Genomic DNA, 19,012 nt, shown 5'->3' with positions numbered 1-19,012 from the left:
AACGCTAGCCCCGGCCTTGGTCACGCCCCAGCTTCACCCATTCACCTTCACCCCATCAGTCATCAGGAGTCACTGTCATCATGTTCCCTTCATATCGCTTACATGTCTCACGCCTCACGCGCTCGGCCACCGCGCTGCTGGCACTGTTCTGCCTGAGCGCCACCGCCCAAGCCCAGGCCGCCATTCACGCCGTCGCCGCGGAGAGTAGCTACGGCAGCATGATCGAGACGATCGGCGGCGATCACGTCGACGTGGTCTCGCTGCTCGACAGCCCCGAGGTCAATCCCCACGCCTTCCGCGCCGATCCGCAGATCGCCCGGCAGCTACAAGATGCCGATCTCGTCGTGCTCAACGGCCTGGGCTTCGATGGCTGGATGGAGCCGCTGCTCGAGAGCACCCAGAGCCAGCAGCGCCAGGTGATTCGTGCAAGCGAGGCCGGCAGCCATCTGGTGATGGCCGACAAGAATCCGCATCTCTTCTATTCGCCGCGGATCATGCTCGCCACCGCGAGCCGTGTCGCCTCGGCGCTGGAATCCCTGGATCCGCAGCACGCCGCGGATTACCGCGCCAACCTGAAGGCCTTCGAGCAGCGCTTGGCGCCGATCTATAGCGCCGTGCAGTCGCTGATCGCGGACCATCCGAACCTCAGCGTGACCGCCACCGTGCCGGTCTACAGCTACATGATCGCGCTGCTCGGCTACGCCAACCGCTACCACGACATTCAGTTCGCTTCGATGGACAACCATCAGCCCAGCGCTCGCCAGGTCGCGACCTTCACCCAGGCGCTCGAACAGCGCAAGGTCGACCTGCTGATCTATAACCAGCAGGTGCACAACCGGCTGACCGAGAGCCAGGTCGCCACGGCCAAGCAAGCCGGCATTCCCACCGTCGGTGTCAGCGCCATCCCGCTGCATGGCGAGGACTACGCCGCCTGGCAGGTGCGCCAGCTCGATGCCATCCATGCGGCGCTGGACAAGGCCGAGGCTGGCGCCAAGCGTGGCTGAGGGCGCAAGCGCTAGCCCAGCGACGATCGAAGCCCGCGGCCTGGCCGCGGGTAAAGGCGCGGCGCTGGCGTTCAAGCATGTCTCTTTCCAGATCGCGCCCGGCAGCTTCACCGCACTGGTCGGCCCCAACGGTGCGGGCAAGACGACGCTGTTCGAGACCATCCTGGGCCTGATCCCGCCGCGGCACGGCGAGATCCGGGTGCTGGGTGGCACGCCGAGCCGAATGCGCCGTCAGATCGCCTATGTGCCGCAGGCGCTGGCGCTCGCCCACGATGACGCCCTGATCGGCCGCGAGTTCGTCAGCGCCGCCTTCCAGGCGCATCGGCTGGGTCTGCCGCTGCCCGGCAGCCGCCGGCGTGCCCGGGCCGCGGTGGAGGCCGCGCTCGACACCGTGGGTGCCAAAGATCTCGCCACGCGCCGGCTCTCGACGCTCTCCGGGGGTCAGCGCCAGCGCCTGCTCATCGCCCAGGCGCTGGTCAATTGCCCCAGGCTGGTGCTGCTCGACGAGCCGCTCTCGCAGCTCGATCCCGCCGCCCGCGACTGGATCGTGACGGTGGCCGCCGATCTCACCCGGCGCGGCATCGCGGTGATCTTCAGCACCCACGACGTCAACCCGGTGCTGCGCGTCTGCGATCGGGTGCTCTATCTCGCCCAGGGGCGCGGGCGCATCGGCGGCGTCGACGAGATCATCTGCGACGAGACGCTGAGCGAACTCTATGCCACACCCGTGCGGGTCATCCGCGACGGCGGGCGCCGCTTCGTCTTCGCCGATGCGCCAGCCGCCTGACGCGCTCTCTCAGATGTACGCCTTTTCTCTACGCAATCGCTACCCCATCTCTACGCGCTAGGGTCGACTCTCTTATGCCCGAGTTTTTGCAATTCGCGTTCATGCGCAACGCCTTCGTGGCGACCACGCTGATTGCGCTGATGGGCTCACTGGTGGGCTATTTCGTGGTACTGCGCCGTCAGGCCTTCGCCTCCCACGCGCTGAGCAATATCGGCTTTGCCGGTGCCGCCGGGGCCTCGCTGGTCGGGGTCGAGCCCATGCTGGGGCTTTTGCTCTTCGTCATGGGCGCGGCGCTGGTCATGGCCTGGACGGGGCGCGACATGGGCGAGCGCGACGTCAGCGTCGGCATGATCCTGATGTTCTCGCTCGGGCTCGGCGCGCTCTTCGTCAATCTCTACAGCGCCAATGCCAATGCCGCGATCGGGATTCTCTTCGGCAGTGTCTTCGGCATCGATGCCGGGCAGATCCGCTGGATCGCGATCACCTCGGCGGGCGTGCTGATCGGCCTCGGCGCGATCTTTCGGCCGCTGCGCTTCGCCAGCCTCAACCCGCAGGCGGCGCGCGCCCAGGGCATTCCGGTGGCCACTCTCGATACGCTCTTTCTACTGCTGGTGGGTGCCGCGGCGGCCATCGCGGTGCCGGTGATCGGCTCGCTGCTGAGCTTTGCCATCTTCGTCGGCCCCGCCGCCGCGGCCCAGGCGTGGTGTGGTCGTGTCGGGTTGGGGATGGGGCTCACCGCGCTGCTGGCACTGCTGGAATCGCTCGGCGGGCTGCTGCTCTCCTACTATGCCAACCTGCCCGCGTCCTCCTGCATCGCCGCGCTGAGCTTCGGGCTCTATGCGTTGAGCCGCCTGCCCACCCGCGCGCTGCGCCTGTGACACCGCGCCACGGAGAGCCGATAACGCGAGCCACGCTCACGCCAACGCCCGACTCTGACGAGCCGGGCGTTGATGCGAGTTCGGGCTGCGCTAAATCGGTGGCAATCAGGCCGGCTCGGGGGTTTTCTTGCTGTCGCCGAGGGTCACGCCGGGTAGATCGCCGGTCATCGTCTCCTGCGGCTGGTAGTGGATCACCGAGCGGATCGCCTCGCCGCGATGGAGCAGATCGAACGCCGTATTGAGCTGATCGTGCGGCATGTTGTGGGTGATGTAGGGGTCGACGTCGAAGCGCCCCGACAGCCACTCGTCGACCATGCCCGGCAGCTCCGAGCGCCCCAGCACGCCACCGAAGGCGCTACCGCGCCAGACCCGCCCGGTGACCAGTTGGAACGGCCGCGTGGCGATCTCCTCACCGGCCCCGGCGACGCCGATGATGATGCTCTCGCCCCAGCCCTTGTGGCAGCACTCCAGCGCCGCGCGCATCAGGCGCACGTTGCCGACACACTCGAAGGAGAAGTCGACGCCGCCGTTGGTCATGTCGATGATCACTTCATGCAGCGGCTCGGGGTGCTCGTTCGGATTCAGGCACTCGGTGGCGCCCAGCGACTCGGCCAGGGCGAACTTGGCCGGATTGACGTCGATCCCGATGATCCGCCCCGCGCCCTGCAGTTTGGCGCCCTGGATCACCGCCATGCCCACTGCACCGAGGCCGAACACGGCGACGGTATCCCCCGGCTGCACCTTGGCGGTGTTGCGCACCGCGCCGATACCGGTGGGCACCGCACAGCCCATCACGCACGCCTTGGACAGCGGCGCCTGCGGGTTGATCTTGGCCACCGCGATCTCCGGCAGCACGGTGTACTCGCTGAAGGTGCTGGTGCCCATATAGTGGCGCAGCATCTTGCCCTTGTAGGAGAAGCGGCTGGTGCCATCCGGCATCAGGCCCTGCCCCTGGGTCTTGCGAATCGTCTGGCACAGGTTGGTCTTGCCGGACTGGATGTAGGGGCAGTTGGGGTCTTCCGGGGTGTAGAGCGGGATGATGTGATCGCCCGGGGCGACCGAGGTCACGCCCTTGCCGATCTCCTCGACGATCCCCACGCCCTCGTGACCCAGCACACAGGGGAAGAGCCCTTCGGGATCGCGACCCGAGAGCGTGAACATATCGGTGTGGCAGAGGCTGGTGGTGACGATTCGGACCAGCACCTCGCCCGCCTTGGGCCCTTCGAGATCGATCTCTTCGATCTCCAGCGGGCGGTTCGGCTCCCAGGCAATGGCGGCACGCGTTTTCATGAGGACCTCCGACAACGAAAAGTGAGGCGACGTCATATCGACCCCGTGGGTGTCACCGCGACGGGCCGACACACCAACGACGTGATGATGCCGACATGACACGCTATAGATACGTTATAACATAACAATAATGGCATGCTATGGTATCCCGACACAAAGCTGCTCATCGACGACACGCATCCACTCTCTGGTCCGACCGCCATGCCCAAGACCGCGACGACACCCATCCCCGTCACCCTGCTGACCGGCTTTCTCGGCAGCGGCAAGACCACTCTGCTCAATCGTCTGGTGCGCCAGCCGGCGATGGACCGCACCCTGGTGATCATCAACGAGTTCGGCGAGATCGGGCTCGATCATCGCCTGTTCAGCGCCACCGACGAGACCGAAGTGGTAGCGCTGGACAACGGCTGCCTGTGCTGCACCATTCGCGGCGACCTCGCCCGCACGCTGCGCGATGCGCCCTGGCGCTACGCCCGGGAGGGCCGGCGCCAGTTCGACCGCGTGGTGATCGAAACCACCGGCCTGGCCGACCCGGCGCCGATACTGCACACCCTGATGACCGAACCCAGGCTGGTCGGCCAGTACCGTCTCGATGGCATCGTCACCACCATCGATGCCGTCCACGGCAGCGCCACCCTCGACCAGCACGCGGAAGCGCTCAAGCAGGCCGCCGTGGCCGACCGCCTGCTGCTGACCAAGGCCGATCTGGCCCCCGCCGAGACGCTGGCAGCACTCGCCCGGCGCCTGGCCGAGATCAATCCGGGAGCCGGCCAGCGCCAGGTGGTGCAGGGGGAGATCGAGGCCAGCGCCTTGACCGGGCTGGGCCTGATGGGAGAGGACGGCACCCGCCCCGATCTCGCCCGCTGGATCGATGCCTACGCCCAGCCACCGAGTCTGTCCGGGCTGGCCTTTAGTGCCGGCCCCACGGGTGCCGGGCCACTGCTCACGCCGGTGGGCGGCGACGCGCCCGACCCCACCCGCGACCCCAACCGCCACGACGACCGCATACACGCCCACTGCTTCACCCTGGAGGCACCGATCGACCTCGGCCGCTTCGAGGCCTGGCTCGAACTGATGGCGGCCCTGATGGGCGAGAACATGCTGCGTATCAAGGGCATCCTCAATCTTGCCGGGCGCGAGCGCCCCACCGTGATCCACGGCGTGCAGCACATCTTCCATCCGCCGGTGGAGCTCGACGCCTGGCCAGACGAAGACCGTCGTTCGCGGCTGGTGTTCATTACCCGGGATATCCCGCGCGAGTCGCTGGAGAGCCTGCTGGTGGCGGTGAGCTGACATCGCCAGTTCCCAGCACTACCGACAGGCCGTGATACCTGACACCGGTACCCCTCTCTCCCCGCGTATCTCCCCCTGCGCTGTCGGTAGCCTTAGGTCTAGGCACAAGGTGCCGAGGCGTAACGCGATGGGCCTGAACGCGGCCGCTTGCGTCGTTCGGAAACCTCTTTCCTAAGACCAAGGTCTCTCTCGTATCCGTGCATCGAGATACTAGTATATCAGTTGCCGGTCACCTCCCAGCGGAGCGCCGCTTTACGCCGCTTTCCTGCCAACAACGAAAAAGGCACCCGCGATGACACGAATCCGAAAAGCGAGCCCTTTCTCGCGCTTGACCACACTCTTTATAACGACGACCACGCTCCTGTTGAGCACCACGGCCACCGCACAGAGTGACGCCACGATCAAGGTGGCGAGCTACTTCGCCGAGGATCACCCACAGAACGTCGCCATCCGCGACGTGTTCAAGCCCTACGTCGAAGCGCACTCGGATATGCAGATCAAGATCTATCCGAACAGTTCGCTCGGGGATGAGAGGCAGTACACCAATGGGGTCAGGACCGGCAGCATCGAGATGGCGATCTCGGGGATGGGGCTGCAGACGGCGGACCCACGCATCGGCTTCCCGGAGTGGCCCTTCCTGTTCAGCGATTATGACCAGGCACAGAGACTGTTGAACGGGCCGATCAGCCAAAAGATCGACCCGATATTCCGCAAGCTCGGTGCCGAGCCACTGGCCTGGACCGCCAACGGTTTCCGCGTGTTCTCCAGCAACAAGAAGATCACCAGCCTGGACGACTTCAAGGGATTCAAGCTGCGGATGCCCAATCTGTCACTCTACGTTCAGGTCGGTCAGGCGCTGGGCGCCAACGTGCAGACCCTGGGCATGTCCGAGGTCTATCCCGCCCTCGAGCAGGGTGTCGTCGATGGCCAGGACAATCCGCTGGCCACGCTCTATCGCTCCGGTTGGTATGAGGTGCAGAGCCACGTGCTCGACAGCCGCCACATGTTCAGCCCCAACGTCTATCTCATGAACAAGCGCTTCTACGATGCGCTGAGTGACGATGACAAGGCGGTGATCAGGGAGGCGGCTCAGCGCGCGATGGAGAAAGAGTGGGCGTTGATGCGCAGCACCGATGCCGAGATAAAGGACAAGCTGATCGCCGCCGGTCTCGAGATCACCGAACCGAGCGACGCCTTTCACGCTGACATGGTAGCGGCCATGCAGCCGATCTACGCCGACTTCATCCAACGCTACGACTGGGCCGAGGCCTGGCTGGATGAGCTGCACCAGCAGCTCGAGCAGTGAGCGCCTATCGATGAAGGGACGCGCAGCCTGCGCGCCCCTTCTCACCGGGGATGGGAGCACATCATGCAATTCGATCGATATCTCGAATGGCTGGGCAAACCGATCAAGTTCGCCATCGCCGTGGCACTGGTGCTGATGGTCGGCTTCGTCTTCGCCAATGTGGTATTGCGCTACGCATTCGACAGCGGCCTGACCTGGTCGAGCGAGGTCGCGCGCTATCTGTTCGTCTGGGTAGTCTTTCTCGGCTCGGTGCTCGCGGTTGCCGAGCACAGCCATCTCGGCGTCGATCTGCTGGTCGGTCGTCTACCTCTCGGCATGCAGAAATTCCTGTTCGGCTTCGCCGTCGTGCTCATCGTCGGCGTCATGGCGCTGATCGTCGAAGGCCTGCTGCTGTTGATCGAACTCAATCGCGGCATGACCGGACCTGCGACCGAGATTCCGATCAACAACTATTACTACGCAGGGCTGGTCTCCGCCGTGCTGATGTCTTCGATCCTGATCTATCAGGCCGCCGCGTTCGTGATCACGGGCCGTCATGGGCCCGCGTGGCGCCGGCCTAGTTCGCGGAGCCCAGAATCATGACCGTCATCGTCTTTCTGGGTGTGCTCTTCTCGCTCATGCTGATCGGCATGCCGATCGCCTTCGCCATGCTCTGCGCCGCCGTGGTCATGATGTGGACGCAAGGGATGTTCGACGTCACCACCCTGGCGGAATACTTCATCACCGGCGCCAACAACTTCGCGCTGATGGCGATCCCGTTTTTCATTCTGACCGGCGAGATCATGAACGCGGGCGGCATCTCGACACGCATCGTGACCTTCGCCTCCTCCCTGGTCGGGCACGTGAAAGGCGGATTGGGCTACGTCGCCATCCTTTCCGGGGTCATTTTCGCCGGCCTTTCGGGGTCGGCAGTGGCGGATACCGCAGCGCTGGGCGCGATTCTCATCCCCATGATGGTGGCCCAGGGCTATGCCAGGGATCGGGCTACCGGGCTGGTGGCCTCCGTGGGTATTCTCGGTACCGTACTGCCGCCGAGTATTCCCCTAATTCTCTATGGAGTGGTGGGAGGCGTCTCGATCACCGGACTGTTCATGGCCGGTATCGTACCCGGTCTGATCATGGCGCTGGCGATGACACTGACCTGGTGGGCCGTGTCGCGCAAGGCCGACATGGCTCGCTTGGAGAAGGCCGGCTGGCGTACCCGCGGGGTCGCGTTCAGGCGCGCGTTCTGGGCCCTGCTGCTGCCATTGATCATCATCGTCGGGCTACGCGGCGGCGTCTTCACGCCCACGGAGGCCGGCGTGGTGGCGGCCGTCTACGCGTTCATCGTTGCCTCGCTGCACCGCGAGCTGAAAGCCAGCCAGCTGCTGGATGTGCTGGTCGGCACGGCCAAGACCACCGCCATCGTCATGCTGATCGCCTCGGCGGCGATCGTCACCGCCTACGCCATTACCGTCGCCCAGGTTCCGCTGCAGATCGCTCAGGGCCTGAGCAGCCTGACCGATAACCCCGCCCTGATGTTACTGATCATCATGGTGATTTTGCTGCTGTTCGGCTGCGTGATGGACATGACACCGGCAGTGCTGATCTTCGCCCCGGTACTGATCCCGGTGGTGCAGCAGTTGGGCATAGATCCGATCTACTTCGGCATTCTGATGATCATCAATCTCTCCATCGGCCTGATCACGCCACCGGTGGGTACCGTGCTCTACGTCGGCTGTAGCATCAGTCGAATCAGTCTGATGGAGATCACCCGGGGCATCTGGCCCATGCTGATCGTTTACTTGGGCATATTACTGCTGCTCATTCTGTTCCCGCAGCTCGTGCTGGTACCGCTAGACGTCCTGCATGCCCGCTAATCGTCAGGAGACGACATGAGAAGAGTCTTTCCCCGCCACAGACGCTTCGAGCGGGCCATGAACATCGATGAACTCGCCGCAATCGCCCGGCGGCGTCTACCCAATTTCGTCTATGAATACATCGAGGGCGGGTCGGACGACGAAGTCAGCCTGGCCAACAACCGAGCCATCTTCGAGCGCTACCGCTTCACCCCCAGGACCCTGACCGATGTCAGCCAGCGCAGCCTGACTTGCCACGTACTGGGACGAGAGATCGCGATGCCGCTGATCATCGCCCCCACCGGGTTCAATGGCATGATCACCCGCGATGGCGACATGAAGCTGGCCCGTATGGCGGCCAAGTGGCGGATCCCTTTCACCCTGAGTAACGCCTCGACCACGGCACTGGAGGAGGTCGCCACGGTCACCGAGAGCTGGAACTGGATGCAGATCTATTTCTACCGCGACCGAGACTACGTGGAAAAGCTGATGGCGCGCTGCGAGGCCGCGGGCTTCGACACGCTCGTCATCACCACCGACAGCGCCATCTACGGTAACCGGGAATGGGATGCTCGCAACTACACGCGCCCGCTGGTACTCGACTGGTACAACAAGCTCCACACCCTGACCCGACCAGGCTGGATCAAGGATGTGCTCTACCCGAACGGCGTGCCCACCTTCCAGAATCTCGGCGATCTCCTTCCGCCCGGCGAGACCTCGGTCCAGGGCGCTGCCGCCGCCATTGGTCGTCATCTGATGCCATCGCTCAGCTGGGCGGAGATGCGGTGGCTGCGCCAGCGCTGGCCCGGGAAGTTACTCATCAAGGGCATCCTGTCGGTCGAGGAGGCGCGCCAGGCCAGCGCGGAAGGCATCGATGGCATCGTGCTCTCCAATCACGGTGGCAGGCAGCTCGACAGCTCCGTGTCGCCAATGGAACTCGTCGCCGAGGTGCGCGCCGCCGTGGGCGATGCCATGACGCTGCTGCTCGATGGCGGTTTCAGGCGCGGCAGCGATGTGCTCAAGGCTCGCCTGCTGGGGGCGGATGCCGTCATGCTCGGGCGTGCCACGCTCTATGGCCTGGGCGCGGGGGGTGAGCCCGGTGTCGATCGCGCACTGCGACTGCTGCATGCGGAGCTGGATCGCGATCTTGGACTGCTGGGTTGCAGTAAACTCGAAGAACTGGATGATTCGCTCATGCGCGAGGCGCGCTGAGGTCTCTGCTCGCGCGCTACCCGGCCTGCACGGGTGCCTGCCATACGCGGTGTGGCGCGTTGTCAGACGGATCGTCCTATCATCGAGAAAGAGAGGTTGCTTGCATGGCAGACCAGTGGTCGAAGGGATTCGCAAGCGACCAGGCCTACATCGAGATTCGCGACAAGATCATCACCACGATGATGAAGCCGGGAGAGAAGATTTCCGAGAAGGCGCTGGCAGAGGAGTTCGGCATCAGCCGCACGCCGGTGCGCGAGGCGCTCATGCGACTGCGCTACGATGGACTCGTCGACATCCTGGCGCAGCGCGGCACCTATGTCTCACCCATCCGGCCGGATATCGTCAGAGCGGCAAACTACACGCGCTCGGTGCTCGAGTGCGCCCTGGTTCGGGACGCGGCCAAGTCGTGCACCGACACGCAGAGCCTCGAGCTACGCCACAACCTGCAGCGCCAGCAACTGGTCGAACAGCAGCAGCGTCCGCTCTACGAGATCGAAAGCCTCGATGAAGGTTTTCATCAGCTGATCGCCGAGATCGCCGGCCAACCCGCCGTATGGCAGACCATCTACCACGTGCAGCTGCATATCAATCGTGTCAGAACGCTCTTTCTATCGACACAGCGCGTGCCGCCATTGATCCAGGAACACGCTGCGATCATCGCGGCACTAGAGCAGCACGACGCCGAAGCAGCCGAAGCCGCCATGCGCGAGCACCTGGCCTATATGGACAACAACATCGAGTCGCTGGCGCACGATTACTCGGCGTATCAGGGCTGAACCCAGACGAGGCCAACCGGCTCGCGCCCGCTCATGCCGCCCGACGCCGCCGCGGCAGCGCCCCGGCGCTGAAGAGCGTGCTGGTGGCGGTCACGTAAAAACGCCCCGCGGCACCGAGGTTCTATCGGTGCCAGTTCTATCGATTCCCCTCCTATCGATACCACGAGGCGCTCTCGTCTCGTACCTGCCGCCAGCACGCCTTAAATGGTTAACCATTAGTCTCAGCCTGGCCGTATTCGATCCCTTCCAGCCCCCTGCCTGGACGTACCTCGCCGTAACAGACAGGCGTCACGCAAGAATCCCGTAATCATCTGATAAACATAAACATTTTTTATCGATTGCGTGGCAGCTTCTTCCGTTCAGACGGGGTCGAGTCGATTCATCCGCTTCAGATGATGGCGCTGCTGCGACCAAAGTTGGTCTTCTTTTCACTGCAGGCCCTCATTACCGTGAATTGGTCAACCAATTCACGGAACCCGTTCTATGCAGCCGGCTACCCACCGCGTGATCGCCCCCGCCGATATCCCCGCCCTTCGACGACGCGCCTATCGGATCCGTCGCCATGCGCTCCTCATGGGAGAAGTGCAGGGCCAGGGTTACGTGGGCCAGGCCCTGGGCATCGCCGACGTCCTCGCGGTCGCCTACTTCCGTGCCATGAACCTGCGCGCCGACGACCCCGAGTGGGAAGAGCGCGATCGCTTCCTGCTGTCGATCGGTCACTACGCTATCGCCCTCTATGCCGCGTTGATCGAGGCAGGCGTCATCAGCGAGAGCGAAATCGAGAACTACGGCAGCGACGATAGCATGCTGCCGATGTCGGGGATGGCGGCCTACACCCCCGGCATGGAGATCACCGGCGGCTCGCTGGGCCACGGGTTGGGAATCGGTGTCGGCATGGCGCTCGGCCTGAAGCGCAAGCAGAGCCCTTCGCGCATCTTCAACCTGCTCTCCGACGGCGAACTCAACGAGGGCTCGACCTGGGAGGCCGCCGCCTCGGCCGCCCACTGGAAGCTCGACAACCTGGTCGCCATCGTCGATGTCAACGATCAGCAGGCCGACGACAAGTCGTCGAGCGTGCTCGGCTATGAACCCATCGCCGACAAGTGGCGCGCCTTCGGCTGGACCGCGCTACGGGTGAACGGCAACGACCTCGCCGCGCTGGTCGAGGCCTTCGATAGCGCACTGGACAGCGCCGACGGCAAGCCCTGCGTCATCATCTGCGACACCCTGATGGGCCGCGGCGTGCCGCTGCTCGAAGACCGCGACAAGACCCACTTCATACGCGTCGACGAAGACGAATGGCGCATCGCCCTGAAGCAACTCGACGATACCTATGCCCATTCATCCGACGCCGCAGGGAGCGAGCACTCATGAGTACCCAACCGCGACTCAAGACATCCGCGATGATCGCGTCACTGGCGGCGGAAGGTCAGCCGACCACCTCGGCACCCTTCGGCCACGCCCTGGTCGAGGCGGCCGCGGCCGATGAGCGTATCGTCGGCATGACCGCGGACCTGGGCAAGTACACCGACCTGCACGTCTTCGCCCAGGCCTATCCCGGGCGCCACTATCAGATGGGGATGGCCGAGCAGCTGCTGATGAGTGCCGGTGCCGGCATGGCACGCGAGGGTTTTATCCCATTCGTGACCACCTATGGCGTCTTCGCCTCACGCCGGGCCTACGACTTCATCTGCATGGCGATCGCCGAGGAGAAACTCAACGTCAAGATCGTCTGCGCGCTGCCGGGCCTCACCACCGGTTACGGGCCGAGCCATCAGGCGACCGAGGACATGGCGATCTTCCGCGGCATGCCGAACCTCACCATCGTCGACCCCTGTGATGCGGTGGATATCGAGCAGGCCACCCATGCCATGGCCGCCCACGATGGGCCGGTCTACCTGCGTCTGCTGCGCGGCAAGGTGCCTCGCGTGCTCGATCGCTTTACGGACTACCGCTTCGAGATCGGCAAGGCGCGCAGACTCATGGATGGCGAGGATGCGCTGATCATTTCCTCCGGGCTGATGACCATGCGTGCCATCGAAGCCGCCGACCTCCTCGCCGAGCGCGGCATGCACGTGGGAGTGCTTCACTCGCCCACCATCAAGCCGCTGGATGCGCAGACGATTCTCGATGAGATTCGGCGTCATCCCCAGCGCCCCGTCTACGTGGCGGAGAATCACTCCGTCATCGGCGGGCTGGGCGAGAGCGTGGCCGCACTCCTGATGAATGCCGGCGTGCATCCGGAGTTCCACCAGATCGGGCTGCCGGATGCGTTCCTCGACGCCGGCGCACTGCCCACCCTGCATGACCGCTATGGCATCTCGACCCAGGCAATGGTGAAGACCCTGGCGTCGCGCATCTCGCTCACCTACGCCAGCTGAGCCGGCACGCGCCATAGCGAGGGCTTCACCACGTCTCGTCAAGAAACCCAAATCCCGTCAAGAAACCCAAGTCCCGTCAGCAACCATGAGCGCAACGACAATGATTAAAGCGATCCTGAAAGCGATTCCGACAGCGATTCCGAAAACCATGGCCCTGGCTGCCGCCCTCGCCGCCGCCCTCGCCGCTACCCTCGCCGCCAACACGCCGGCGCTGGCAGCGCAGACCCTGCAACTGGCCCACAACGCCGCCGAGGGCAATCCCAAATGGGAAGCCTCCGAGCGCTTCGCCAAGCTCGTCGAGGAGGGCACTCACGGCGAGATCCACGTCGACGTGGGCGGCAACGCCCAGTATGGCGATGACATGGAAGCGCTGACCCTGATGCGCATGGGCAGCCTGGCATTCAGCGCCAACAGTCAGGGCCCGGTGGCGAGCATCGTCCCGCAGTTTTCCGTGCTGGGGCTGCCGTTTCTGTTCGATTCATTGCCCACCGCCTGGACAGTGATGGATGGCAAGGTCGGCGACGAACTCAAGCGCCTGGCGCAGGAGCAGGGGCTGGTGCTGCTGGCGCTGTGGGACAACGGCATTCGTCACGTCAGCAACAATATCCGCCCGATCGAGAAGCCCGCCGACCTGAAAGGGCTGAAGATCCGCACGCCGCCGGACGAGATGACCGTGGATATCTTCGACGCGCTGGGGGCGACACCAACCCCGATGAACTTCTCCGAGCTCTATATCGCGCTGCAGCAGGGCGTGGTGGATGGCCAGGAGAACCCGCTGATGAACATCTATTCGTCAAAGCTCTATGAGGTACAGAAGTACATCTCGCTCACCGGCCACAAGTACGAGTCCACGCCGCTGCTGATGAGCAAGATCGTCTGGGACGGCCTCTCTCCCGAGCAACAGAAGGTCATCCAGAACGCCGCCATCGAAGCCGGAAAATACAACCGGCAGGCCTCGCTTGCCGCCGACAAGGAGCTGCGCACGAAGATGGAGCAGGCGGGGGTGGCGTTCAACGAGGTGGATCAGGCGCCTTTCATCGAGGCCACGCGCGGCGTCTACGATGCCTGGCGGCAGAAGTACCCGAAGATGGTCGACATGGTCGTCGAAGCCGCGAAAAACGCGTCACAGTAAACGGGAGCGTTCGCCATGTCTGATGTCATCGCAGGAAGGCATGGCGAACCGGGGCATCCCGGTTCGCCCCCGCTGCGCCTGAAAGCCGCGATTCATCACCTGTTCAAGTGGCTCGGCATTCTCTCGCTACTGGTGATGTTCGCCACACTGCTGGCGGCCGTGTTCGTGCGCTACGTGTGGGAGACGAATCTCGACTGGACGTCGGAAGTCCCCAACATCCTGTTTCCGTGGCTCACCATGTGCGCGATCGTCGCGACCGCGGCCAAGAACGAGCATATCGGGATCGAGGCGGTGGTCGAACGGCTGCCGCCGCCGCTGCGACGCGTGATCGGTCTCGCGACCAACCTGCTCGCAGTCGTCGCCTTCTCATTCATCGCCTGGCACGGGCTGGACGTGGTCGCCATCGCGGGCGGCCAGCGCCTGCCCATTACCGGCATCGCCATGTCGTGGTCCTACTGGTCGGTCATCGTCGGCTTCGCTGGCCTGGCACTGGTTTCCCTGCTCAACGTTCTCATCGCGCTCGACCGCCGGGTGCCGGTCGCCGAGTCGCTGGCGACCCACGGGGAGGAAGCCTCATGACGGTCAACATGTTGATCTCCTTCGTGCTGCTCATGCTGATGGCGATGCCGGTGGGCTATTCGCTGGTGATCAGCGGCTGGACGGCGCTGTCGGTGTTCGGCTCGATGCCCTCGAGCATGGTGGTGATGAAGATCTTCCAGCCGACCCAGAGCTTTCCGCTGCTGGCGATTCCGTTCTTCGTGCTCTCCGGCAGCCTGATGATGTCCGGCAAGCTGGGGCAACGCCTGGTGGCGCTCGCCTCGATGCTGGTCGGCAAGTACCCCGGCGGGCTCGGCCAGGTCAACGTGGTCGGTTCGACGATCTTCGGCGGTGTTTCCGGCTCTGCCGTTGCCGAGGCGTCGGCACTGGGGTCGATGCTCATCCCCTGGCAGAAGAGAGAGGGCTACCCTGGGGCCTTCGGCGCCGCGGTCACCGCTTCGTCGTCGGTGATCGCCGGTCTGATGCCGCCGTCGATCCCGCTGATCCTGTTCGCCACGGTCTCCAACGTCTCCATCGCGGCGCTGTTCATTGCCGGCGTGCTGCCGGCGCTGATGCTGGCGATCGGGATGATGACCGCCTGCTACGTGACCGGAAAGCGCCGCAACTTTCCCCGCCTCACCTTGAAGTACACCGCACAGGAGGTCCGGAGCATCCTGATCACCGCACTGCCCGCCCTGCTGATGCCGGTGATCATTCTGGTGCTGCTGCGCACCGGTATCGCCACGCCCACGGAGGTCAGCATCATCGCCGTGGCCTACGCGCTGGTGGTCAGTGCGCTGATCTACCGCGACCTGACCCTCGCCCGCGTGGTCGCCGCGCTCTCGGGCACGGTGGTGACGACCGGCATGGTCATGCTGATCATCGCCGCCGCCAATATCATCGCTTACATCCTCACCAGCGGTGGTGTGCCCCAGGCGGTGGCCCAGTGGGCGGTGGACACCCTCGGCAATCCGATCCTGGTCATTCTGGCGATCAACCTGCTGCTGCTGTTCATCGGCATGTTCCTCGATCTACCGGCGGCGATCCTGCTGCTGGGGCCGACCCTGGTCTCGATCGCCAACGCCATCGGCATGGATCTGGTCCAGCTCGGCATCATCATGTGTGTGAACCTGAGCATCGGGCTGTTCACACCCCCTATCGGCACCACGCTGTTCGTCGCCTCGGCCATCGCGCGCGAGCGCATCGGCAGCGTCGTGCGCGAACTCATTCCGTTCTATCTCGTCGCGATCAGCGTGCTGCTGCTCGTCTCGTACGTGCCCGCACTGATCCTTTACTGAGGAATCCTGATGAAGAGAGTCGCTGTTGCAGGCCTGGGTGCCATGGGCTGGCCCATGGCCGAGAACCTCGACCAGGCCGGGCTCGAGGTACTCGCTCTGGACGCCCTGAGCGAGCGTGCCGACGCCTTTCACCGCCAGGCGTCCGGCCACAAAGCCGCTATCGACAGCGTCGAGGCGCTGGTGATCATGGTGGTCAACGCCGCGCAGATTCGCGCGCTGCTGTTCTCCGATGTTCTCGTCGCCGGCGGGCTGGTATCCCAGCTGCCCGCGGACACCTGCATCGTGCAGATGTCCACCGTCGCGCCGGCCGATGCCGCAGCGCTAGCCGCCGAGGTCGCGGCCGTACGGCCGGATCTTCACTACGTGGATGCCCCAGTGTCGGGCGGCGTGGTGGGGGCGAAAGCCGGCACGCTCAGCATCATGGCCGCCGGCAAGGCGCCATCACTCGCGCGCTGTCGTGTGCTGTTCGAGATCCTCGGCCAGGCGATCTTCGAGGTCGGCGATCGCCCCGGGCAGGGCGCGGCCATGAAGGCGGTCAATCAGCTGCTGTGCGGGGTGCATATCGCAGCGGCGGCGGAAGCGCTGGCCCTGGCCGAGAAGAGCGGCATCGACCGGCAGGTCGCCCTCGAGCTGGTCCAGGGGTCGGCCGCCTCCAGTTGGATGCTGCGCGACCGTGGCCCGCGAATGGTCGCGCCGCCGGGGGAGGTCACCAGCGCCATCGATATCTTCTGCAAGGACCTGGGCATCGTCTGCGACGCCGCCGCTTCGTCGCGAGCCTATACGCCTCTCGCCCACAGCGCGCATCAGCTCTTCGTGGCCACGGCCGAGAGCGGTGAAGGCCGTCTGGACGACAGCCAGTTGATCCGCACCTATCGCCGGCTCAACGGCTGCGACCCCGAGGGAGACAGCCAGGCATGAGCGCGCTTTCGTGTTCCGTCAGCACGGCGGCCTACGACGGTTACGGCTTCGACCGCATCCTGCCGTCCCTGGCCCGCTGCGGCGTGCGCCAAGTCGAGTTCGCCTTCATCGACGGCTACGTGGAGGCGTTCACCGATGCCGATCTGACCCTGGCACTGGCCGACGATCTGTGTCGCGAGATGCGCGGTCTCGATCAGCACTGCCGCTACTTCTCCGGCCATATCGATCTCGGGTTCGACAACGCCCCGGCGCGACTCGAAGCGCGCTGCCGATTCGCCGCGGCACTCGGCGCCCAGTTCGTCATCACCAATGCCGCGACGCTCGGCAACCGGGCACGCTTTCTCGCCAATGCCGAGCGGATGGGTCATATCGCGCGCCACCATGGCGTGCGCATCCTGCTCGAGAACCCCGGCAACGGCGAACCCAACATGCTCGATCACGCCGGCGATATACCGGCGCTGATGGCCACCCTCGATGATGCGACCTTCGGCATCAACTACGACTGCGGCAACCTGCTCTCGCACCAGCCCGCACGCCCACCCGAGGCGGATATCGAGCAGGCCCTGCCGCTGGCGGATCACTTCCATATCAAGCCCTGCCGCCGCACGGCCGACGGGTACGACTTCACCGAACTCGGCGACAGCGATATCGACGAGGCCCGGGTGCTCCGCGCCCTCGTGGCCGCCGAGCGGTCGTTCTCGCTGGAACTTCCCTTCCGGCTCCACCGGGACCCCCAGGCGCAACCCTGGCGGGACGCCAAGCCACTACCTCTCGATCTGATCGAGGAAAAACTCGGCCGTTCCCTCGAATGGCTCGACAACCTTCAATGATGCCTGGAGATACCCGCATGCTTCTCGACAACAAGGTTTGCCTCATCACTGGCGCCGCCGGTGCCCGTGGTATCGGCTTGAAGACCGCCAGACTGTTCCACGAACACGGCGCCAGCGTCGTCATTTCCGATATCGACGAAGCGGCCTGCGAAGCGGTACGCCAGACGTTCGACCCCGAGCGCTGTCTGGTGGTGGTGGCCAATGTCACCCGCCGCGACGAATGCCGCGACGTGGTCGAGCGCGCGCTCGAACGATTCGGCAAGATCGATGTGCTCATCAACAACGCCGGTATCACCCAGCCGGTGAAGTTCGAAGAGATCGACCCCGAGGGCTACGACCGAATCCTAGACGTCAACCTGCGCGGTATGCTCTACATGTCCCAGGCCGTGGTGCCGCACATGAAGGCAGCGGGCGGTGGCGCGATCGCCAATACCTCTTCGGTTTCGGCGCAGCGCGGCGGCGGTATTTTCGGCGGGCCCCACTACAGCGCCGCCAAGGCCGGAATGCTGGGTCTGGGCAAGGCGATGGCCCGCGAGCTGGGGGCCTTTGGCATTCGCGTCAACTCGGTGACGCCCGGGCTGATCGATACCGACATCACTGCCGGCAAGTTGACCGAGGAAATGAAGGCTCCGATCCTCGAAGGGATTCCACTCAAGCGGCTCGGCCTGCCCGACGATGTCGCCAACGCATTCCTGTTCCTGGCCAGCGACCTCTCCAGCTATATCACCGGTGCCACGATCGATGTGAACGGCGGTATGCACATTCATTGACATGCTAAGCTGCCGCCGACCTCTTTCGACCGACGGCAGCGACTGGAACGCCTATGAGCGAGATTGATTCCGACCTTCTGGCCAAATTGCACGACTTCGTTTCGGTATCGGAACTGTCCCGCGATGGACGCCTGAAACTGCCGCCGGAAAGAACGCTGTGCGAGCGCTTCTCGATGCATCGCTCATCGGTCAGGAATCTGCTGTCGGTGCTCCAGAGCCTGGGATTCATCGAGCGCCGGCAGGGTTCGGGCACCTTCCTGAAAATGCCCGAACCCGTCTTCATCCAGCTCTACTTCGAACTGGCCCTGAAGTTGAACTATATCTCCGTCGATCATATGGAAACGGCGCGGGAAATGTTCGAACGCGAGATCATCCAGGCCGCGGCGACGCATCACACCGCCCAGGAGTTGGAAACACTGGAGCAGCTCTGCGAGCGCATCGTCACCACCACGGATATCAACGACGGTCTCCAGGCCGACTACGAGTTCCACGAACAGCTGGCGATCATGGCCGGTAACCCCGCCATTTTGATCATTTTCCAGGGACTCTCGTCGGTGCTGAAAAAAGTGCTTCACCACCGCCGCGTGCTCGCGCGCCAATCCCCGCAGTCGCTGAAGAAGACCAACGAAACCCATATCGCCATCGTCGCGGCGATCAAGGCGAGGGACCCCGACCTGGCGCGTCAGGCCATGTTCGATCACTTCGAGACCTGGAATCAGCAGACGATGCGCTCGTATGCGGGTAGCTGAGGCCCACTCGCCA

Annotated in this window: 19 protein-coding genes; 18 read left to right on the top strand and 1 reads right to left on the bottom strand. The window is 64.3% G+C overall.

The window, feature by feature from the left end; translation table 11 throughout:
• Nucleotides 1–80 precede the first annotated feature (80 nt).
• The 3 genes from J0A90_RS13235 to J0A90_RS13225 all read left to right on the top strand — a co-directional run bounded on the left by J0A90_RS13235 (nucleotide 81) and on the right by J0A90_RS13225 (nucleotide 2,669).
• On the top strand, nucleotides 81–1,004 hold the full coding sequence (locus tag J0A90_RS13235; RefSeq protein WP_207036599.1) for a metal ABC transporter solute-binding protein, Zn/Mn family: 924 nt from the start codon (nucleotides 81–83) through the stop codon (nucleotides 1,002–1,004).
• Nucleotides 997–1,791 carry an ATP-binding cassette domain-containing protein gene (locus tag J0A90_RS13230; RefSeq protein ID WP_207036597.1) on the top strand — a complete coding sequence of 265 codons (795 nt, stop codon included), beginning with the start codon at nucleotides 997–999 and terminating at the stop codon, nucleotides 1,789–1,791. The genes J0A90_RS13235 and J0A90_RS13230 overlap by 8 nt, the downstream gene beginning before the upstream one ends.
• Before the next feature lie 74 nt (nucleotides 1,792–1,865).
• Entirely contained in the window at nucleotides 1,866–2,669 is an 804-nt protein-coding gene (locus tag J0A90_RS13225) for a metal ABC transporter permease (RefSeq protein ID WP_207036595.1), read from the top strand.
• A 105-nt stretch (nucleotides 2,670–2,774) separates the two neighbouring features.
• On the opposite strand, the gene J0A90_RS13220 is transcribed toward J0A90_RS13225, so the two are convergent.
• Nucleotides 2,775–3,959 (bottom strand): S-(hydroxymethyl)glutathione dehydrogenase/class III alcohol dehydrogenase, encoded by a 1,185-nt coding sequence (locus tag J0A90_RS13220; RefSeq protein ID WP_207036593.1) that lies wholly within the window; start codon nucleotides 3,957–3,959, stop codon nucleotides 2,775–2,777.
• A gap of 201 nt (nucleotides 3,960–4,160) precedes the next feature.
• On the opposite strand from J0A90_RS13220, the gene J0A90_RS13215 reads away from it, so the two are divergent.
• The 15 genes from J0A90_RS13215 to J0A90_RS13145 all read left to right on the top strand — a co-directional run bounded on the left by J0A90_RS13215 (nucleotide 4,161) and on the right by J0A90_RS13145 (nucleotide 18,999).
• Complete coding sequence (locus J0A90_RS13215; RefSeq protein WP_207036591.1) at nucleotides 4,161–5,252, top strand: GTP-binding protein; 1,092 nt, start codon at nucleotides 4,161–4,163, stop codon at nucleotides 5,250–5,252.
• A gap of 364 nt (nucleotides 5,253–5,616) precedes the next feature.
• Complete coding sequence (locus J0A90_RS13210) at nucleotides 5,617–6,558, top strand: TRAP transporter substrate-binding protein (RefSeq protein ID WP_233076770.1); 942 nt, start codon at nucleotides 5,617–5,619, stop codon at nucleotides 6,556–6,558.
• 63 nt (nucleotides 6,559–6,621) lie between these two features.
• The gene (locus J0A90_RS13205) at nucleotides 6,622–7,140 is read left to right on the top strand and encodes a TRAP transporter small permease (RefSeq protein ID WP_207036587.1); all 519 of its coding nucleotides are present in this window, start codon (nucleotides 6,622–6,624) and stop codon (nucleotides 7,138–7,140) included.
• Nucleotides 7,137–8,417 (top strand): TRAP transporter large permease, encoded by a 1,281-nt coding sequence (locus J0A90_RS13200; protein WP_207036585.1) that lies wholly within the window; start codon nucleotides 7,137–7,139, stop codon nucleotides 8,415–8,417. The genes J0A90_RS13205 and J0A90_RS13200 overlap by 4 nt, the downstream gene beginning before the upstream one ends.
• 57 nt (nucleotides 8,418–8,474) lie before the next feature.
• Nucleotides 8,475–9,608, top strand: coding sequence for an alpha-hydroxy acid oxidase (locus J0A90_RS13195; RefSeq protein ID WP_233076769.1), 1,134 nt, complete (start codon nucleotides 8,475–8,477; stop codon nucleotides 9,606–9,608).
• A 104-nt stretch (nucleotides 9,609–9,712) separates the two neighbouring features.
• Nucleotides 9,713–10,384 carry a GntR family transcriptional regulator gene (locus J0A90_RS13190; RefSeq protein ID WP_207036581.1) on the top strand — a complete coding sequence of 224 codons (672 nt, stop codon included), beginning with the start codon at nucleotides 9,713–9,715 and terminating at the stop codon, nucleotides 10,382–10,384.
• Nucleotides 10,385–10,957: 573 nt separating this feature from the next.
• On the top strand, nucleotides 10,958–11,758 hold the full coding sequence (locus J0A90_RS13185) for a transketolase (protein ID WP_207036579.1): 801 nt from the start codon (nucleotides 10,958–10,960) through the stop codon (nucleotides 11,756–11,758).
• A complete protein-coding gene (locus J0A90_RS13180; protein WP_207036576.1) occupies nucleotides 11,755–12,765 on the top strand; it encodes a transketolase family protein in 1,011 nt (336 codons plus the stop codon). The genes J0A90_RS13185 and J0A90_RS13180 overlap by 4 nt, the downstream gene beginning before the upstream one ends.
• A gap of 148 nt (nucleotides 12,766–12,913) precedes the next feature.
• Nucleotides 12,914–13,897, top strand: a complete 984-nt coding sequence (locus J0A90_RS13175) for a TRAP transporter substrate-binding protein (RefSeq protein ID WP_207036574.1) — start codon at nucleotides 12,914–12,916, stop codon at nucleotides 13,895–13,897.
• Nucleotides 13,898–13,912: 15 nt separating this feature from the next.
• The gene (locus J0A90_RS13170) at nucleotides 13,913–14,476 is read left to right on the top strand and encodes a TRAP transporter small permease (RefSeq protein ID WP_207036572.1); all 564 of its coding nucleotides are present in this window, start codon (nucleotides 13,913–13,915) and stop codon (nucleotides 14,474–14,476) included.
• The gene (locus tag J0A90_RS13165; protein WP_207036570.1) at nucleotides 14,473–15,732 is read left to right on the top strand and encodes a TRAP transporter large permease; all 1,260 of its coding nucleotides are present in this window, start codon (nucleotides 14,473–14,475) and stop codon (nucleotides 15,730–15,732) included. The genes J0A90_RS13170 and J0A90_RS13165 overlap by 4 nt, the downstream gene beginning before the upstream one ends.
• Before the next feature lie 9 nt (nucleotides 15,733–15,741).
• Nucleotides 15,742–16,650, top strand: a complete 909-nt coding sequence (locus tag J0A90_RS13160; protein WP_207036568.1) for an NAD(P)-dependent oxidoreductase — start codon at nucleotides 15,742–15,744, stop codon at nucleotides 16,648–16,650.
• The gene (locus tag J0A90_RS13155) at nucleotides 16,647–17,480 is read left to right on the top strand and encodes a sugar phosphate isomerase/epimerase (protein ID WP_207036566.1); all 834 of its coding nucleotides are present in this window, start codon (nucleotides 16,647–16,649) and stop codon (nucleotides 17,478–17,480) included. The genes J0A90_RS13160 and J0A90_RS13155 overlap by 4 nt, the downstream gene beginning before the upstream one ends.
• A gap of 17 nt (nucleotides 17,481–17,497) precedes the next feature.
• The gene (locus J0A90_RS13150) at nucleotides 17,498–18,250 is read left to right on the top strand and encodes an SDR family NAD(P)-dependent oxidoreductase (RefSeq protein WP_207036564.1); all 753 of its coding nucleotides are present in this window, start codon (nucleotides 17,498–17,500) and stop codon (nucleotides 18,248–18,250) included.
• A 53-nt stretch (nucleotides 18,251–18,303) separates the two neighbouring features.
• Nucleotides 18,304–18,999, top strand: a complete 696-nt coding sequence (locus J0A90_RS13145; RefSeq protein ID WP_035475432.1) for a FadR/GntR family transcriptional regulator — start codon at nucleotides 18,304–18,306, stop codon at nucleotides 18,997–18,999.
• The last annotated feature ends 13 nt before the right edge of the window (nucleotides 19,000–19,012 follow it).

This window comes from Salinicola sp. DM10 (genome assembly GCF_017306975.2).
Lineage (GTDB): Bacteria > Pseudomonadota > Gammaproteobacteria > Pseudomonadales > Halomonadaceae > Salinicola.
The sequence above is the reverse complement of the archived record's forward strand: the minus strand, read 5'-3'. Positions and strand labels throughout refer to the sequence as shown.

Bases quoted from the DNA above. Each gene is read 5' to 3' on its own strand.
- J0A90_RS13165 (WP_207036570.1), top strand. From the start codon at position 14,473: ATGACGGTCAACATGTTGATCTCCTTCGTGCTGCTCATGCTGATGGCG.
- J0A90_RS13175 (WP_207036574.1), top strand. From the start codon at position 12,914: ATGGCCCTGGCTGCCGCCCTCGCCGCCGCCCTCGCCGCTACCCTCGCC.
- J0A90_RS13145 (WP_035475432.1), top strand. From the start codon at position 18,304: ATGAGCGAGATTGATTCCGACCTTCTGGCCAAATTGCACGACTTCGTT.
- J0A90_RS13170 (WP_207036572.1), top strand. From the start codon at position 13,913: ATGTCTGATGTCATCGCAGGAAGGCATGGCGAACCGGGGCATCCCGGT.
- J0A90_RS13155 (WP_207036566.1), top strand. From the start codon at position 16,647: ATGAGCGCGCTTTCGTGTTCCGTCAGCACGGCGGCCTACGACGGTTAC.
- J0A90_RS13215 (WP_207036591.1), top strand. From the start codon at position 4,161: ATGCCCAAGACCGCGACGACACCCATCCCCGTCACCCTGCTGACCGGC.
- J0A90_RS13200 (WP_207036585.1), top strand. From the start codon at position 7,137: ATGACCGTCATCGTCTTTCTGGGTGTGCTCTTCTCGCTCATGCTGATC.
- J0A90_RS13195 (WP_233076769.1), top strand. From the start codon at position 8,475: ATGAACATCGATGAACTCGCCGCAATCGCCCGGCGGCGTCTACCCAAT.
- J0A90_RS13235 (WP_207036599.1), top strand. From the start codon at position 81: ATGTTCCCTTCATATCGCTTACATGTCTCACGCCTCACGCGCTCGGCC.
- J0A90_RS13190 (WP_207036581.1), top strand. From the start codon at position 9,713: ATGGCAGACCAGTGGTCGAAGGGATTCGCAAGCGACCAGGCCTACATC.
- J0A90_RS13225 (WP_207036595.1), top strand. From the start codon at position 1,866: ATGCCCGAGTTTTTGCAATTCGCGTTCATGCGCAACGCCTTCGTGGCG.
- J0A90_RS13180 (WP_207036576.1), top strand. From the start codon at position 11,755: ATGAGTACCCAACCGCGACTCAAGACATCCGCGATGATCGCGTCACTG.
- J0A90_RS13160 (WP_207036568.1), top strand. From the start codon at position 15,742: ATGAAGAGAGTCGCTGTTGCAGGCCTGGGTGCCATGGGCTGGCCCATG.
- J0A90_RS13220 (WP_207036593.1), bottom strand. From the start codon at position 3,959: ATGAAAACGCGTGCCGCCATTGCCTGGGAGCCGAACCGCCCGCTGGAG.
- J0A90_RS13150 (WP_207036564.1), top strand. From the start codon at position 17,498: ATGCTTCTCGACAACAAGGTTTGCCTCATCACTGGCGCCGCCGGTGCC.
- J0A90_RS13205 (WP_207036587.1), top strand. From the start codon at position 6,622: ATGCAATTCGATCGATATCTCGAATGGCTGGGCAAACCGATCAAGTTC.
- J0A90_RS13185 (WP_207036579.1), top strand. From the start codon at position 10,958: ATGGGAGAAGTGCAGGGCCAGGGTTACGTGGGCCAGGCCCTGGGCATC.